This window comes from Bradyrhizobium sp. PRIMUS42 (assembly GCF_023006515.1).
In the GTDB taxonomy this organism is placed as follows: Bacteria; Pseudomonadota; Alphaproteobacteria; order Rhizobiales; family Xanthobacteraceae; genus Bradyrhizobium.
This window is the reverse complement of record NZ_JALBGZ010000066.1, coordinates 1-15,385: the sequence shown is the minus strand read 5'-3', so window position 1 is coordinate 15,385 and position 15,385 is coordinate 1. Positions and strand designations below refer to the sequence as shown.

Below are 15,385 nucleotides of genomic sequence, written 5' to 3'. Positions count from 1 at the left end.
GACAGCGTGCGCAGGCCACGCAGCGCGAGGAAGACGTCGTCGGGACCGGCGCAGACGCCGAGCAGGCGGATGCCCTCGGCGACCATCGGCCAGGCCCTGGCACTGGCCGAGATGGTGCCGAACATGATGTCGGAATGGCCGCCGATATATTTGGTGGCGGCCTGCATGCTGATGTCGACGCCCTGTTCGAGCGAGCGGTGATAGAGCGGGGTTGCCCAGGTGTTGTCGTCGATGACGAGCGCATCGCGCGCATGCGCGACCTCGGCGATGGCGCGGATGTCGGGCATCTCGAACGATTGCGAGCCCGGCGCCTCCACCAGCACCGCCCGGGTGTTCGGCTTGAACAGTTTTTCAATGCCGGCGCCAATCATCGGGTCGAAATAGGTGGTCTCGACGCCATAGCGCACGAGCATGCCGTTGCAGAAATTGCGCGAGGGCCGATAGACGTTGTCGCAAACCAGGAGATGGTCCCCGGTCTTCAGCACCGAGAGCAGGGTGGTGGAGATCGCCGACAGGCCCGACGGCACGATGCCGACGCCGGCGCATTGCGGCCCCTCCAGCGCCATCAGCGTCTCCTGGAACGCCTTGGTGGTGGGGGAACCGTGGCGGCCATAGGTGAACTCGCCGCGATGGGCGTGCAGGTCCTCGGCGGTCGGGTAGAGCACGGTCGAGCCGTGGAAGACCGGCGGATTGACGAACCCCTTCTGCGCCTTGGTGTCGCGGCCGGAGGTAACCAGCCGGGTCTCGGCGTGCTGCTCTTGGGGGTGCGAGGAATCCATGCGTCTGCTTTCAAAACCGCGTTTCCGCTCGGGCCTAGCGCCTGACGGGCTGGCCGAAAGGCCGCTGTCGTTAATAACAGAACACAGAAGAGTCCCGTCAACCCCTTGACCCGGCACGCCAGTCGTTCTGAGATGCGCGGGTGCTATTCAGTCGCCGCATGTTGAGGGGCCTGCCGCGACCTTCGATCCATCGCCTGACCGGACTTTGCGTCACAGCCATGATGGCGGGCGCCTGCGGCGGGGATTAAGGTATTGGCCTCCCGGGATCGGCGGGTGTTCGGCAAGGTTTTCCAGCATGACTCTTGCAGGGCTGGTCGTGATACGCCTGGCCCCGGCAGAGATGATCCTGAGACAACATTCCTTGAGACGACTTTGAAAGGCCCAAAGCCCATGAAACGCGTAACCCTGGCTCTCACCCTTGCTCTCGCCGCAGGCCTCTCTTCCCAAGCCGCCGACGCGCAAACGCTCAAGACCATCAAGGATCGGGGCATGTTGTCCTGCGGCGTCAGCCAGGGCCTGCCGGGATTCTCCTCGCCCGACGACAAGGGCAACTGGACCGGGCTCGACGTCGACGTTTGCCGGGCGATCGCCGGGGCGATCTTCAACGATGCGACCAAGGTCAAATATGTGCCGCTGTCCGCCAAGGACCGCTTCACCGCGCTGCAATCCGGTGAAATCGACCTGCTCTCGCGCAACACCACCTGGACCATCTCGCGTGATACCTCGCTCGGCGCCAACTTCACCGGCGTGACCTATTATGACGGGCAGGGCTTCATGGTGAAGAAGTCGCTCAAGGTGAATTCGGCGCTCGAGCTCAACAGCGCCTCGGTCTGCGTGCAGACCGGCACTACCACCGAGCAGAATCTCGCCGACTACTTCAAGGCCAACAACATGAAGTACGAGGTGATCGCATTCGGCACCAACGACGAAACGGTCAAGGCCTATGAAGCCGGGCGCTGCGACGTCTTCACCACCGACCAGTCGGGCCTCTACGCCAATCGCCTGAAGCTCGCCAATCCCAACGACCACATGGTGCTCCCCGAGATCATCTCGAAGGAGCCGCTCGGCCCGATGGTGCGCCACGGCGACGACCAGTGGTTCGACATCGTGAAGTGGACGCTGTTCGCGATGATCACCGCCGAAGAGCTCGGCGTGACCTCGAAAAACGTCGACGAGAAAGCGAAGCTGGAAAATCCCGAGTTGAAGCGCGTTCTCGGCACCGACGGCAATTTCGGCGAACAGCTCGGTTTGACCAAGGACTGGGTGGTGCGGGTCGTGAAGGCGGTCGGCAATTACGGCGAAGTGTTCGATCGCAATGTCGGCGCGGGCTCGCCGCTCGCCATCAACCGCGGTCTCAACAATCTCTGGAACAAGGGCGGTCTCCAGTACGCGCCGCCGATCCGCTGATCGCCTCTGACCCGCTGGCAGCGGCATGAGCACCGAGGCCCGAAAACCGCCGCCCCAGATCGCGCTGAAGATCCGGCGCATTCTGGGCGGCAAGGCAGGCTGGAACGGCGTCGCCGTCCAGTTTGCCTTCGCGGCGATCCTGGGCTGGATCGGCTACGAGATCGTCTCCAACGCCCGCGCCAACCTCGAGAACCAGCACATCGCCGCCGGCTTCGGCTTCTTGCGGAACAATGCCGGCTTCGACGTCAACCAGACCCTGATCTCCTACACCGGCTCGGACACGTTCCTGCGCGTGTTCGTAGTCGGTCTCCTCAACACACTCGTGGTCTCGGTGGTAGGCATCGTCTTCGCCACGTTGATCGGGTTCACCGTCGCGCTATGCCGGCTCTCGCCCAATTGGCTGTTGTCGCGCGTCGGCGAGATCTATGTCGAGATCATCCGCAACCTGCCGGTGCTGTTCCAGATCCTGTTCTGGTACCTCGCGGTGCTCGCGGCCTTGCCCAATCCGCGGCAGAGCATCTCGCTGTTCGGCATTGCCTTTGTCAGCAATCGCGGCCTCGTCGTTCCCAGTCCGATAGGCCAGAGCGGCCTCGAGCCGTTCCTGGCGATGCTGGCGCTCGGCGTCGTCGCGGCACTGGCCTTGCGCTTCTATGCCCGGCGCGCATTGTTTCAGGAAGGGCGGATGATCCGGATCTGGCCCTATGTGCTGGGTCTGCTGTTCGGGCTGCCGCTCGCCGCGATGCTGGTGTTCGGTCGGCCATTCACCTTCGAGCTGCCGCAGCTGAAGGGTTTCAACTTCGCCGGCGGCTCGCGCATCATTCCGGAGTTCGTGGCGCTGACGCTGGCGCTGTCGACCTATACCGCCGCCTTCATCGCCGAGATCGTGCGCGCCGGCATCCTGTCCGTTCACAAGGGACAGATGGAGGCGGGGTCCTCGCTCGGCCTCAGCCGCGGCACGACGCTCCGGCTGATCGTGGTGCCGCAGGCCATGCGCGTCATCGTGCCGCCGCTGACCAACCAGTACCTCAATCTCACCAAGAACTCGTCGCTGGCGGTCGCGATCGGCTATCCTGACCTCGTCTCCGTGTTCGCCGGCACGTCGCTGAGCCAGACCGGGCAGGCGATCGAGATCATCGCCATGACCATGGGCATCTATCTCCTGATCTCGCTGCTCACCAGCGCCGTCATGAGCGTCTACGGTTGGCGCGTCAGCCGGAGTCTCGGCGCATGAGCGATATCGCCTCGAACAGCTTCGTCCGCCAGGACCTCCTCACCGAGCGTCCTGCGCCGGTGAAGACCACGGGCTTTGTCGGCCTGATGCGGACGCGCCTGTTCAACTCGCCGACCAACATCCTGCTCACGATCGTGGGCGCCTTGCTGCTGTGGTTCACCATCATTCCCTCCGTCAGGTTCCTGATGGTGGACGCGGTGTGGAGCGGCAAGGACCGCACGGCATGCCTCACGGAGAACGCCGGCTTTGCCGTCGGTGCCTGCTGGCCTTATATCCAGGCCAAGCTGCCGCAACTGATCTACGGCTTCTATCCCGAGGCCGAGCGCTGGCGCGTCAATCTCACATTCGTCCTGGCGGTGGTCCTGCTGGTGCCGATGCTCATTCCCCGGCTGCCGGCAAAGGGCCTGAATGCCGGCGTGTTCTTCTTCGCCTTTCCCGTGGTCGCCTTCTTCCTGCTGCACGGCGGCGGCATCAAGGGCTTTGGCCTGAGCTGGACGGCTGACCTGCTGCAGCTGTTCGACGAGAGCATCGTCAATGCCGGACAGGCCCTGCTCGCTCTCAGCAAGACGTCGGCCGTCGCACCGCTCTTCTGGATTGTCGGCAATTTCATCGTGCTGGTCGGCACGGGGATTTATTGGCTGATCTTTCCGCTGACCTGGCTGCGTGACCAACTCCTGGGAACGGGCCAATCGGTCTGGACCGATTTCGCCATCACGGCTGCGATCGTCTCCCTGATCGCCTTCGTTCTCGGCGGCGGCGTTCGCACCGGCGGGCGGGCTCTCGCATCGAGCGTCGCCACCTTCATCGCCATCGCCATCGTCATCAAGCTGATGGGGCTCGATCACGGCGGATTGCCGGTTGTGGCAACAAATCTGTGGGGCGGCCTTCTGGTGACGCTGGTGGTCTCCGTCACCGGCATCGTCACCTCGCTGCCGATCGGCATCGCGCTGGCGCTCGGCCGCCGCTCCACGATTCCGCTGATCCGGATCTTCTCAATCGCCTTCATCGAGTTCTGGCGCGGCGTGCCGCTGATCACCGTGCTGTTCTTCGCCACCTACATGCTGCCGCTGTTCCTGCCGGGTAATTTCACCGTCGACGGTCTCGTCCGCGCGCTGATCGGCATCGCGCTGTTCACGGGCGCCTACCAGGCCGAGAACGTCCGCGGCGGGCTCGCTGCGATCCCGCGCGGGCAGGGCGAGGCAGCCGCGGCCCTGGGCCTGTCCTGGTGGAAGACGACCTCGCTGATCGTGCTGCCGCAGGCGCTGCGTCACGTCATTCCGAACCTCGTCAACAGCTTCATCTCGCTGTTCAAGGACACCTCGCTGGTCTCGATCGTGGCGCTGTTCGATCTGTTGGGCTCGCTGCGGGCCTCGTTCTCGGATCCGAAATGGTCGACGCCCTCGACCGCGTTCACCGGCTTCGCCTTCGCCGGGATCATCTACTTCATCTTCTGCTTTGGAATGTCGCGCTACTCGCTGTTCGTCGAGCACCGCCTCAACGCCCACCGTCGCAACTGATCGAGGTCACCATGTCCGACCCCATCGTCAAGATTTCCGGCCTCAACAAATGGTACGGCGACTTTCACGTGCTGCGCGACATCGACCTCGCGGTCCGGAAGGGCGAGCGCATCGTGATCTGCGGGCCCTCGGGCTCCGGCAAGTCGACCTTGATCCGCTGCATCAACGCGCTCGAGGAATTCCAGGAGGGCGAGATCGTCGTCGACGGCATCGAGCTCGGGCCCAACCTCAAGCACGTCGACGCGGTGCGCCGCGAAGTCGGCATGGTGTTCCAGAGCTTCAATCTGTTCCCGCACCTGACCGTGCTGGACAATTGCACGCTGGCGCCGATCTGGGTGCGCAACATCCCGAAGAAGGACGCCGAGGAGACTGCGATGAAGTTCCTGGAGCGGGTCAAGATCCCGCACCAGGCCAACAAGTTTCCGGGGCAGATGTCCGGCGGCCAGCAGCAGCGCGTCGCGATCGCGCGGGCCCTGACGATGAACCCGAAGGTCATGCTGTTCGACGAGCCCACCTCCGCACTCGACCCCGAGATGGTCAAGGAGGTGCTGGATACCATGGTGGACCTCGCCGAGGAGGGCATGACCATGCTGGTGGTCACCCACGAAATGGGCTTTGCCCGCGAGGTCGCCAACCGCGTGGTGTTCATGGACGCCGGCCAGATCATCGAGGCCAACACCCCGAACGAGTTCTTTGCGGCGCCTCAGCACGCCCGCACAAAGCTGTTCCTGAGCCAGATCCTGCGGTGACCACCTGCAATCGGGTGGCCTCGCCGGTCTGAGCGACCCGCCAGCTTGGCACCATCCGAATCAGCTTTGCGTCTTTTCGGCCATCCTCCGGAGAGAGACCTTGCAGAGCAGTGTCGGCGCGCGCGCATACCAGAATGCGCGATTGGCAAAGAAGTTGAGGAAGCAGGCGGACGCCGTGATGTCCTTCGCGGTCGAGGCACTCGGCCAGGGCAGATTTGCGGAGGCCGAGACGCTCTGCCGCGAGATCCTGAAAGAGGTTCCGGATCATTTCCACGCCACGCACCTGCTCGGCCTGCGTGCGTATGAGGGCGGGCGGTTCGAGGAGGCGCAACAGCTGCTTGAGCGCGCGATCGCGCTCGATCCGCGCTCGCCCGATGCCCATGGCAATCTCGGGGCCGTGTATTTCGATCTGCAGAAATTCAAGGACGCCCGCGCATGCCAGGAGAAGGCCATTGCGCTGAAGCCGAATTGTCCGATCACCCTGACCAATCTCGGCAATACGCTGCTGAACATCGGCCTCGGCGAGCAGGCGATCGGACTGCACGAACGCGCCATCCGGCTACGGCCGGACTATGCCGATGCGTTCTGCAATCGCGGCATGGCGGAGCTGATGACCGGCCAGTGCGAGCGTGCCAAGGAGAGTTTCGAGCGCGCCCTCTTGTTTCAGCCGCGGCACGCCGAAGCGCTCGCCGGCAAGGGCATGGTATGCATCGAGCTCCGCCACTACGCGGAGGCGGAAGCCGCCCTCGCGGCAGGCCTCGCGATCAAGCCGGGCTCACCGAGGATTCTGGCGCAGCGCGGACGGCTCAACTTCGACCTGTACCGGCTGGAGCAGGCGGCCGTGGATTTCGATGCGGCGCTGGTGCAATCGCCACGGCTCGAGCTCGCGCTGCGTGGCAAGGCGCAGGTCAACCTTCTGTTGGGGAACACGACGCAGGCGATTGCCGCCGTCAAGACCCTGCTCGAGGACAATCCGCGGTCCGATTACGCGATCGTGCTACTCGGCGCCTGCTACGCGAACCAGGGAGACGTCGCGACGGCGCTCGAGCACCTCGACGCCGCACTCGAGATCTCGCCGGATTATGCGGATGCCATCGCACGCAAGATATTCATCCTGGATTATCTGCCGGAGGCCGATTTCGCGGTCCAGCAGGCGGCACGAAAATCATGGTGGGATGCGATCGGCGCCGGATTGCCGCAACGGACACTGCCACCCCGGAAGCTCGATCCGGACAGGCGGATCGTGGTCGGTTATGTCGCGTCGGAATTCAGGAACCACTCGGCAGCGTTCGCGCTGTTGCCGGTGCTGCGCCATCATGATCGCGCCAGGTTCGAGATCGTCTGCTATTCCTGCTGGCCGTTGCAGGATGAGATCACCGAGAGATTCAAGCCTCTTGCGGACGTCTGGGTCGACGCCGCGCAGCTTTCGGACGACGAACTGGCCGATCGTATTGAGGCCGACAAGATCGATATCCTGATCGACGTGTCGGGGCACACGGCCGGCAACAGGCTCCCTGTATTCGCCCGGAAGCCGGCCCCAATCCAGGTCACGGGCTTCGGACATGCCACGGGGACGGGACTTCAGACCATGGACTACGTTCTTGCGGATCCGATCTTCATTCCGCAATCAGAGCGCCATCTGCTGGCCGAGAAGGTTCATGATCTGCCTTGCCTGATCACGATCGATCCGATCCTGGATGTGCCGCCCTCGGAACTACCCATGCTCCGGAACGGCCATGTGACCTTCGGCGTGTTCAACCGCATCTACAAGATCTCGGATGAGGCGATCCGGGTGTGGTCGAAAGTGATGCGTGAGGTGGCGGGATCGAAGATCATTATCAAGCACGGGCTGCTCGACGATCCCTTGCTGCGCGACGGCCTGATCGCGCGGTTCGTGGCAAATGGCATTGTGGAAGAGAATATCACGTGCCTCGGCTCGACCTCGCGCCACGAGCATCTGCTGGCCTTTGCGAAAGTCGACATCTCCCTCGACACATTCCCGCAAAATGGCGGCATCAGCACCTGGGAATCCCTCTATGCGGGCGTTCCTGTCGTCGCCAAGCTCGGCCACGGCGCGTCGTCGCGCGCCGGCGGCTCCATCGTGACGGCCGTTGGCCTTGGCGACTGGGTCGCCGAGGATGACGACGGCTATGCCGCGATCGCATGCAAATATGCGGCGCAGCCCGCCCAGCTGGCCAAGTTGCGGGCGGATCTGCCGGCTCGGATCGCAGCCTCGTCTGCCGGCAATGTCGAACTCTACACGCGTGAGGTCGAAGCGGCCTATCGCCGGTTCTGGCACGATCATTGTGCCGCTGCCCTGGAACGCGGCGAGGGGGCGTAGGCGCCCCGGGAAATCCCGGGGGTCCGGTGCCCGGCCGGCCAAGCTCGCGAATCAGTTAGACTCTGCCGAGGGCATTCTCCGGAGATACACCTTGCAGAACAGCGGCGGCGGCGCGCGCGCATTTCAGAACGCGCGATTGCAGAAGAAATTGATGAAGCAGGCCGACGCCGTCATCGCCGCTGCGGCGAACGCCTATGGCCAGGGTCGATATGCCGAGACCGAGGCGCTGTGCCGTGAGATCCTGAAAGCCCTTCCGGATCATGTCGACGCTATCCACCTGCTCGGCATGTGCGCCCACGACGGCCGGCGCCTCGAGGAGGCGAAAGAGCTCCTGGAGCGCGTGATTGCACTCGATCCGCGCTCGCACGATGCCCATAACAACCTCGCGACCGTGCATTTCGACCTCGGCATTTACGACGAGGCGCGGCGTTGCCAGGAGAGGGCGATCGCGCTGAAGCCGAATTTCGCTGTCGCGCTCACCAATCTCGGCAACACGCTGATGCATATGGGACAGTACGAGCAGGCGCTCGTGCTGCACGAGCGCGCCATCAAGCTGAAGCCGGATTATGCCGATGCGTTCTGCAATCGTGGCATGGTCGAGATCGTGCTTGGACAGGTCATGCGCGCGAAGGAAAGTTTTGATCGAGCCCTGCTGTTTCAGCCCCGTCACGCCGAGGCCATCGTCGGCAGCGGCATGGTCAGCATGGAGCTCCGGCACTACGACGAGGCGGCCGCCAAATTTGCCACGGCGCTGGCGATCAAGCCCGGCGCGCCGAGGATCCTGGCCCAGCGCGGGCGGCTCAGTTACGAGCTGCAGCGCCTGGAGCCCGCGCTTGCGGATTTCGAGGCGGCGCTTACGATCTCGCCCAAGCTCGAGCTGGCGCTCCGGGGCAAGGCTCAGACCTGCCTCGTCATGGGACGAACCGCGCAGGCGATGGCGGCCGCGACGACCCTGATCGAGCGAAATCCGCGCTCCGAGATGGGAGTGGCGCTGATGGGCTTCGCTTATTCGAACCAGGGCGACATGGACACCGCGATCGAATACCTCGATCGTGCGCTGGCGCTCCGACCGGACTATGGGGATGCGATCAGAGGAAAGATATTCCTACAAGACTACCGTGCCGAGGCCGATTTCGTGGTCCAGCAGGCCGTGCGAAAATCCTGGTGGGATGCGATCGGCTCGAAGATTCCCAAAAGGACGCTGCCGAAGCGGGAGCTCGATCCGGAGAAGCGGATCGTGGTCGGCTATGTCGCCGCCGAATTCCGGCAGCACTCGGCGGGTCTCACCCTGCTGCCGGTCCTGCGCAACCACGATCACACCAAATTTGAGATCATCTGCTACTACTGCTGGCCGGGCGCGGACGAGTACACCGCCAAGTTCAAATCATTGGCTGACGTCTGGGTTGATGCCTGGGGGCTTTCGGACGACGAACTCGCCGATCGTATTCAGGCCGACAATGTCGACATCCTGATCGACGTGTCGGGCCATACCACGGGAAACAGGCTGCAATGTTTCGCGCGGAAGCCGGCGCCGATCCAGGCCACCGGCTTCGGTCACGCCACGGGCACCGGCATGCCGACCATGGACTATGTGCTCGCGGATCCCATCTTCATTCCGCCATCGGCCCGGCACTTGTTTCCCGAGAAGATCCACGATCTGCCGTGCCTGATCACGATGGAGCCCGTCACCAATCTGCAGCCCTCAGAGCTGCCGATGCTCCGCAACGGCTATGTCACGTTCGGCGTGTTCAACCGCATCTACAAGATCTCGGACGATGCGATCCGTGTGTGGTCGGCCATCATGCGTGAGGTGCCGGGATCGAAGATCATCCTCAAGCATGGTTTGCTCGATGATCAGCTGCTGCGCGATAGCTTGATCGCACGCTTCATCGCGCAGGGCATTGCGGAGGAGAACATCACGTGCCTCGGCACCACCTCGCGCGACGATCACCTGATGGCGTTTGACCAGATCGATATTTCCCTCGACACGTTCCCGCAAAATGGCGGCATCAGCACTTGGGAATCCCTCTACAAGGGCGTTCCCGTCGTGGCCAAGCTCGGTAACGGAGCCTCCTCGCGTGCCGGCGCCTCCATCGTGACCGCCGTCGGCCTCGGCGACTGGGTCGCCGAGGATGACGATGGCTATGTCGAGATCGCCCGAAGGTTTGCCTCACAGCCCGAATATCTGGCGCAGTTGCGCGCGGGTTTGCCAGCGCAGATCGCAGCCTCACCCGCCGGCAATGTCGAAATCTACACGCGCGAGCTCGAAGCGGGTTATCGCCAGTTCTGGCGCGACCATTGCGCTGCCGCCGCGGAAGGCGGCGACACTGCATAGGCGGGGCAGGCGCACCAGGCCATTCCGCGGCCAGATCCCGCGGTGAGCCCCGGGATATCCCCGGAGGCCCTCCGAGCGGCCGGCCTGACGCGCGAATCAGTTAGACTCGCTACGGGCCATCTTCCGGAGAGACACCTTGCAGAGCAGTGCCGGCGCGCGCGCATTCCAGAACGCGCGATTGCAGAAGAAAATGAAGAAGCAGGCCGACGCCATCATCTCGGCCGCGGCGAGCGCCTATGGACTGGGCAGATATGCGGAGACCGAGTCGCTCTGCCGCCAGATCCTGCAAGCCGTTCCGGATCACTTCGACGCCACGCACCTGCTCGGCCTGAGCGTGCAACAGGGCGGGCGCCTGGAGGAGGCGCAACAGCTGCTCGAGCGCGCGATCGCGATCGATCCGCGTTCGCACGAGGCCCATAACAATCTTGCTGCCGTTCACTGTGCGCTTCAGAAATTTGAGGCCGCCCGCGCGTGTCAGGAGAAGGCGATCGCGCTGAAGCCGAATTTTGCGCCGGCCCTGACCGGCCTCGGCAACACCTTGCTCCAGATGAACCTGCCCGAGCAGGCTATCGAGCTGTACGATCGCGCGATCAAGCTGAAGCCAGACCATGCCGATGCGCTCTGCAATCGTGGCCTGGCCGAGCTGGCGCTGGGCCGGTTCGACCGGGCCAGGCAAAGCTTCGAGCGCGCTCTGTTGTTTCAGCCGCGGCACGCCGAAGCGCTCGTCGGCAAAGGCGTGGTCAGCATCGAGCTCAAGCACTACGATGAGGCGGAAGCCGCCCTCGCAGCGGCGCTCGCGATCAGGCCCGGTTCGGCGAAGGTCCTCGCGCACCGCGGCCGGCTCAATTTTGCGCTGTCGCGGCCGGAACGAGCGGCCGCGGATTTTGACGCAGCACTTGCGCTTTCGCCCAAGCTCGAAGTGGCGTTGCGGGGGAAGGCGGAAGTCTCGCTGAGTTTGGGGAATACCGCGCAGGCGATCCTGGCCTGTACGGCGTTGCTCGAGGAAAATCCGCGCTCGGCGATCGCGCTGGCGCTGCTGAGTTCCTGTTTTGCAAACCAGGGAGAGATCGCGGCCGCGATCGAACATCTCGATGCCGCGCTGGCGATCACGCCGGACGAGCCGGACCTGATCGCGCGGAAGATCTACTTTCTGGACTTTCTTCCTGACGCCGATTTCACGGTTCAACAGGCCGCGCGAAAGTCTTGGGGGGAAGCGTTCGGCGCCCGAGTGCCGCAAAGGAAGCTCGCGCCCCGGCAGTTCGATCCCGACAGGCGGATCGTGGTCGGTTACGTGTCCGCAGAGTTCTGGTACCACTCGGCGGCGTTCGGTCTGTTACCGGTGCTGCGCCATCACGACCGCGCCCAATTCGAGATCGTCTGCTATTCGTGCTCGCCGACGCGAGACGAGATGACCGCCAGGTTCAAGTCGTTCGCGGACGTCTGGGTCGACGCCTCGCAACTTTCGGACGACGAGCTGGCCGATCGTATTGAGGCCGACAAGGTCGATATCCTGATCGACGTGTCGGGGCATACCACCGGCAACAGGCTCCCTGTCTTCGCCCGCAAGCCGGCTCCGGTCCAGGTCACGGGCTTTGGACACGCCACGGGGACCGGCCTGCAGACCATGGATTACGTGCTCGCGGATCCGATCTTCATTCCGGAATCGGCCCGCCATCTGCTGGCCGAAAAGGTTCATGACCTGCCATGCCTGATCACGATGGATCCCATCCTCGATGTGCCCGCTTCGGAGCTTCCCATGCTCCGCAACGGCCACGTAACCTTCGGCGTCTTCAATCGCATCTCCAAGATCTCGGATGAGGCCATCCGTGTGTGGGCGAAGGTGATGGGCGAGGTGACCGGATCGAAGATCATCATCAAACATACGCTGCTTGACGATCCGCTGGTGCGGGACGGGCTTCTCGCCCGTTTGGTGGCGCAGGGCATCGTCGAGGAGAACATCACGTGCCTCGGCTCGTCCGCGCGCACTGAGCATCTGCGGGCCTTTGCCAACGTCGATATTTCGCTTGATACTTTCCCGCAAAACGGCGGCGTCAGCACCTGGGAATCCCTCTATGCAGGCGTTCCGGTCGTCGCCAAGCTCGGCCACGGCGCCTCGTCGCGCGCCGGCGGCTCCATCGTGGCTGCCGTCGGTCTCAATGACTGGGTCGCCGAGGATGACGAGGGGTATGTCGCGATCGCGTGCAAATATGCGGCGCGGCCCGAGCATCTGGCAAAGTTGCGTGCAGAGCTGCCGGCACGGATCGCAGCCTCGCCCGCCGGCAATGTCGAGATCTACACGCGCAGGGTCGAGGAGGGTTATCGCCGGTTCTGGCGCGACCATTGTGCCGCGACCTCGGAACGCGGCGAGGGCGCATAAACCGGCCGAACCGCGCGGACCTTGTGGACGCGCGTCCCCGGCCTGAGGACGCCTGCGACGATCACACGAACGGCGGCTTGATGTTGCTGCGCTTCTCCAGCCACTCCGGCACCGGAAGGTTCTTGGCGCGCATGAAATCTGCGTTGAACAGCTTCGACTGATAGCGGCTGCCGGAATCGCACAGCACGGTGACGATCGTCTTGCCGGGCCCGAGCTGTTTTGCGAGGCGCATCGCGCCCACGATGTTGATGCCGGTCGAGCCGCCGAGGCACAGGCCCTCGTGCTGGAGCAGCTCGTAGATGGCGCTGACAGCTTCGGCATCGGGAATGAGATAGGCGTCGTCGACCTTGGCCGTCTCGACGATCGCGGTCGCCCGGTTGAGGCCGATGCCTTCGGTGATCGATCCGCCGGGCGTCGCCTTGGCGTCGCCAGTCCTGAAATATTCGTACATGCCGGCGCCGTGCGGATCGGCGCAGGCGATCCGCACGTTCTTGTTCTTCTCCTTCAGATAACGGCTGGTGCCGGCGAGCGTGCCGCCGCTGCCGACCGAGCAGACGAAGCCATCGACCTTGCCGCCGGTCTGCTCCCAGATCTCGGGGCCCGTCGATTCGTAATGTGCCTTGGCATTGTCGAGGTTGTTCCACTGGTCTGCGAACAGCACGCCATTGGGCTCGGTCTTGCGCAGCTCGTCCGCAAGCCGCCGGCCGACGTGTTGATAGTTGTTGGGGTTGGCATAGGGCAGGGCCGGCACCTCGATCAGCTCGGCGCCGCACAGCTTCAGGAAGTCCTTCTTTTCCTGGCTCTGCGTTTCCGGGATCACGATCAGCGTGCGGTAGCCGCGCGCGCTCGCCACCACCGCGAGCCCGATGCCGGTATTGCCGGCAGTCGCTTCCACCACGAGGCCGCCGGGCTTGAGCTCGCCGCGCTTCTCGGCCTCCAGGATCATCCATTTGCCGGCACGGTCTTTGACCGACTGGCCGGGGTTCATGAACTCGGCCTTGCCGAGAATGGTGCAGCCGGTCAGTTCCGAGGCGCGCTTCAGCTTGATCAGCGGGGTGTCGCCGATGGCTTCGACAACGTCGTTTCGAATGGTCATGTCAGGGAAATCGCTACCAAGGGGGTTGATCTGGTTGACCAGAACCTAGTGCTTGGGAGGGCAAAGGGGAAGGCTTTTGCGCTGCGGCGAAACCGGCTGAAGCGCCTGTCTAAACAGGGATATTATCGAGCGGCGCGACCGGCGATGATGCGTTTGGCCGGGCGGCGGGATATCAATAGGAGGAAATGACCAAACTCCGTCAGAGCATGGAAGATGATGGTCGTCACCAGCGACTTCACGACCGCTTGTTTTCAAGGGCGAGTCGGGAGGACAGCAGGGAACGTGGATAGCGAGGGCGCGACCGAGCCGAAGCCGCGCGGGGCGTAGCGGGACCCGTCGAAAGGCCCCGATGCCGGTGTGGCAGCAATATCACATGAAATCTTGGTAAGCTTGTTCACGTTTCCCAATGTTTTCGGAGTGAGAGAAGTCTCTGCGAGACAGGCACCTTTTGCATTTTGATCGATCCGCTTGGGGCTCGTTGGCCCGGCCATCTCGCGACTGCGGGACTGTCCCGCGGTTCAGCGCCCGGCTAGTATCAATGTCGAAGTTCCGCAGAAAGCATCAGGACTGTGAACGAGTTGTCCAAAGCCCCCCGATTGTCCCGCCGCGAATCGGTTAATCCGGTTGCGCGGCGGCTTGATCTGCCCGGCGGGGGGTGGATGTGACACAGGATGTTCCGGCGATCGCCATGCGGCGGTCCGAAGGTTCTGCATCCCGGACGCGGCGCGCGGCGCGCTGGCTTGCGGTATTGTGCCTCGCTGCCGGCTCGGGCGCGTGCGTGCTGACCCAGGACCTTCCCGATCCCGCCCTCGACGTTCCCACGCAGTACAAATACGCGGGCAAGGGCGAGGCGCCGCCGTCGTTGGATTGGTGGCGTGGCTTCCGCTCCGCGGAGCTGACGCAGCTGATGGAAGAGGCGCAGACCGTCAACCTCGACATCGCCGCCGCCGTCTCGCGCATCGTCCAGGCCGACGCCCAGGCGCGGCAGGCGGGCGCGGCGCTGCTGCCGAGCCTTTCAGGCACCGGGCAGGAGACGTATTCGCGCACATCCGGCTCGTCAGCCTCGGGGCTCACCAATGGCGGACGTGAGGTCGTCAATTACCAGGCCTCGTTGAGCGCGAGCTATCAGCTCGACTTCTGGGGCCAGAACCGCGATGCGCTGCAGACGGCCGAGGAGACCGCCAACGCCAACCGCTTCGATCGCGACACCGTCGCGCTGACGACGCTGGCCGCCGTCGCCAACGCCTATTTCCAAGTGCTGGCCTCGCAGGACCGTATCAGGACGTCCCAGCGCAACATCGCGAGCGCGCAGCGCATCCTCGACGCCGTCAGGGAGCGGCGCAAGGCCGGCACTGGCACCGATCTCGATGTCGCGCAACAGGAAAGCGTGCTTGCCAACCAGAAGGCCTTGGTGCCGCCGCTGCGCCAGACGCTGGATCAGAACGTCAACGCGCTCGCCGTGCTGGTGTCGCAGCCCGCATCCTGCATGCCGGCGTCGGCGGCATCTCGGAATCCGACGTGACGCTGGCCGAAGGCTTCAACGCCGCGATCAT

General features: G+C 63.9%; 9 protein-coding genes and 1 pseudogene. 8 read left to right on the top strand and 2 right to left on the bottom strand.

Annotation, left to right across the window (positions count from 1 at the left end):
• Window positions 1-779: PLP-dependent aspartate aminotransferase family protein (locus MOV75_RS08830; RefSeq protein WP_247005394.1), on the bottom strand; the 779-nt coding region annotated here is incomplete at its 3' end.
• A 390-nt stretch (window positions 780-1,169) separates the two neighbouring features.
• On the opposite strand from MOV75_RS08830, the gene MOV75_RS08825 reads away from it, so the two are divergent.
• The 7 genes from MOV75_RS08825 to MOV75_RS08795 all read left to right on the top strand — a co-directional run bounded on the left by MOV75_RS08825 (window position 1,170) and on the right by MOV75_RS08795 (window position 12,736).
• On the top strand, window positions 1,170-2,186 hold the full coding sequence (locus MOV75_RS08825; RefSeq protein ID WP_246921743.1) for an amino acid ABC transporter substrate-binding protein: 1,017 nt from the start codon (window positions 1,170-1,172) through the stop codon (window positions 2,184-2,186).
• Between the two features lie 25 nt (window positions 2,187-2,211).
• Window positions 2,212-3,417, top strand: a complete 1,206-nt coding sequence (locus MOV75_RS08820) for an amino acid ABC transporter permease (protein ID WP_246921745.1) — start codon at window positions 2,212-2,214, stop codon at window positions 3,415-3,417.
• The gene (locus MOV75_RS08815) at window positions 3,414-4,934 is read left to right on the top strand and encodes an amino acid ABC transporter permease (protein WP_246921748.1); all 1,521 of its coding nucleotides are present in this window, start codon (window positions 3,414-3,416) and stop codon (window positions 4,932-4,934) included. The genes MOV75_RS08820 and MOV75_RS08815 overlap by 4 nt, the downstream gene beginning before the upstream one ends.
• An 11-nt stretch (window positions 4,935-4,945) precedes the next feature.
• Window positions 4,946-5,683: an amino acid ABC transporter ATP-binding protein gene (locus MOV75_RS08810; RefSeq protein WP_246921751.1), complete on the top strand. Its 738-nt coding sequence runs from the start codon at window positions 4,946-4,948 to the stop codon at window positions 5,681-5,683.
• A gap of 100 nt (window positions 5,684-5,783) precedes the next feature.
• Window positions 5,784-8,024 carry a tetratricopeptide repeat protein gene (locus tag MOV75_RS08805; protein ID WP_246921754.1) on the top strand — a complete coding sequence of 747 codons (2,241 nt, stop codon included), beginning with the start codon at window positions 5,784-5,786 and terminating at the stop codon, window positions 8,022-8,024.
• A 91-nt stretch (window positions 8,025-8,115) separates the two neighbouring features.
• Complete coding sequence (locus tag MOV75_RS08800; RefSeq protein WP_246921757.1) at window positions 8,116-10,359, top strand: tetratricopeptide repeat protein; 2,244 nt, start codon at window positions 8,116-8,118, stop codon at window positions 10,357-10,359.
• Window positions 10,360-10,495: 136 nt separating this feature from the next.
• Window positions 10,496-12,736, top strand: a complete 2,241-nt coding sequence (locus MOV75_RS08795) for a glycosyltransferase family 41 protein (protein WP_246921760.1) — start codon at window positions 10,496-10,498, stop codon at window positions 12,734-12,736.
• Window positions 12,737-12,797: 61 nt separating this feature from the next.
• Here the strand turns inward: MOV75_RS08795 and MOV75_RS08790 are convergent, their stop codons facing one another.
• Window positions 12,798-13,832, bottom strand: a complete 1,035-nt coding sequence (locus MOV75_RS08790) for a cysteine synthase A (protein ID WP_246921763.1) — start codon at window positions 13,830-13,832, stop codon at window positions 12,798-12,800.
• Window positions 13,833-14,520: 688 nt separating this feature from the next.
• On the opposite strand from MOV75_RS08790, the pseudogene MOV75_RS08785 reads away from it, so the two are divergent.
• A pseudogene (locus MOV75_RS08785) lies at window positions 14,521-15,309 on the top strand (TolC family protein); the annotation flags it as partial.
• Between the last annotated feature and the right edge of the window lie 76 nt (window positions 15,310-15,385).

What these genes read in the sequence shown, in the direction of transcription:
- MOV75_RS08825 (WP_246921743.1), top strand. Translation starts at nt 1,170, where the DNA reads ATGAAACGCGTAACCCTGGCTCTCACCCTTGCTCTCGCCGCAGGCCTC.
- MOV75_RS08820 (WP_246921745.1), top strand. Translation starts at nt 2,212, where the DNA reads ATGAGCACCGAGGCCCGAAAACCGCCGCCCCAGATCGCGCTGAAGATC.
- MOV75_RS08815 (WP_246921748.1), top strand. Translation starts at nt 3,414, where the DNA reads ATGAGCGATATCGCCTCGAACAGCTTCGTCCGCCAGGACCTCCTCACC.
- MOV75_RS08810 (WP_246921751.1), top strand. Translation starts at nt 4,946, where the DNA reads ATGTCCGACCCCATCGTCAAGATTTCCGGCCTCAACAAATGGTACGGC.
- MOV75_RS08790 (WP_246921763.1), bottom strand. Translation starts at nt 13,832, where the DNA reads ATGACCATTCGAAACGACGTTGTCGAAGCCATCGGCGACACCCCGCTG.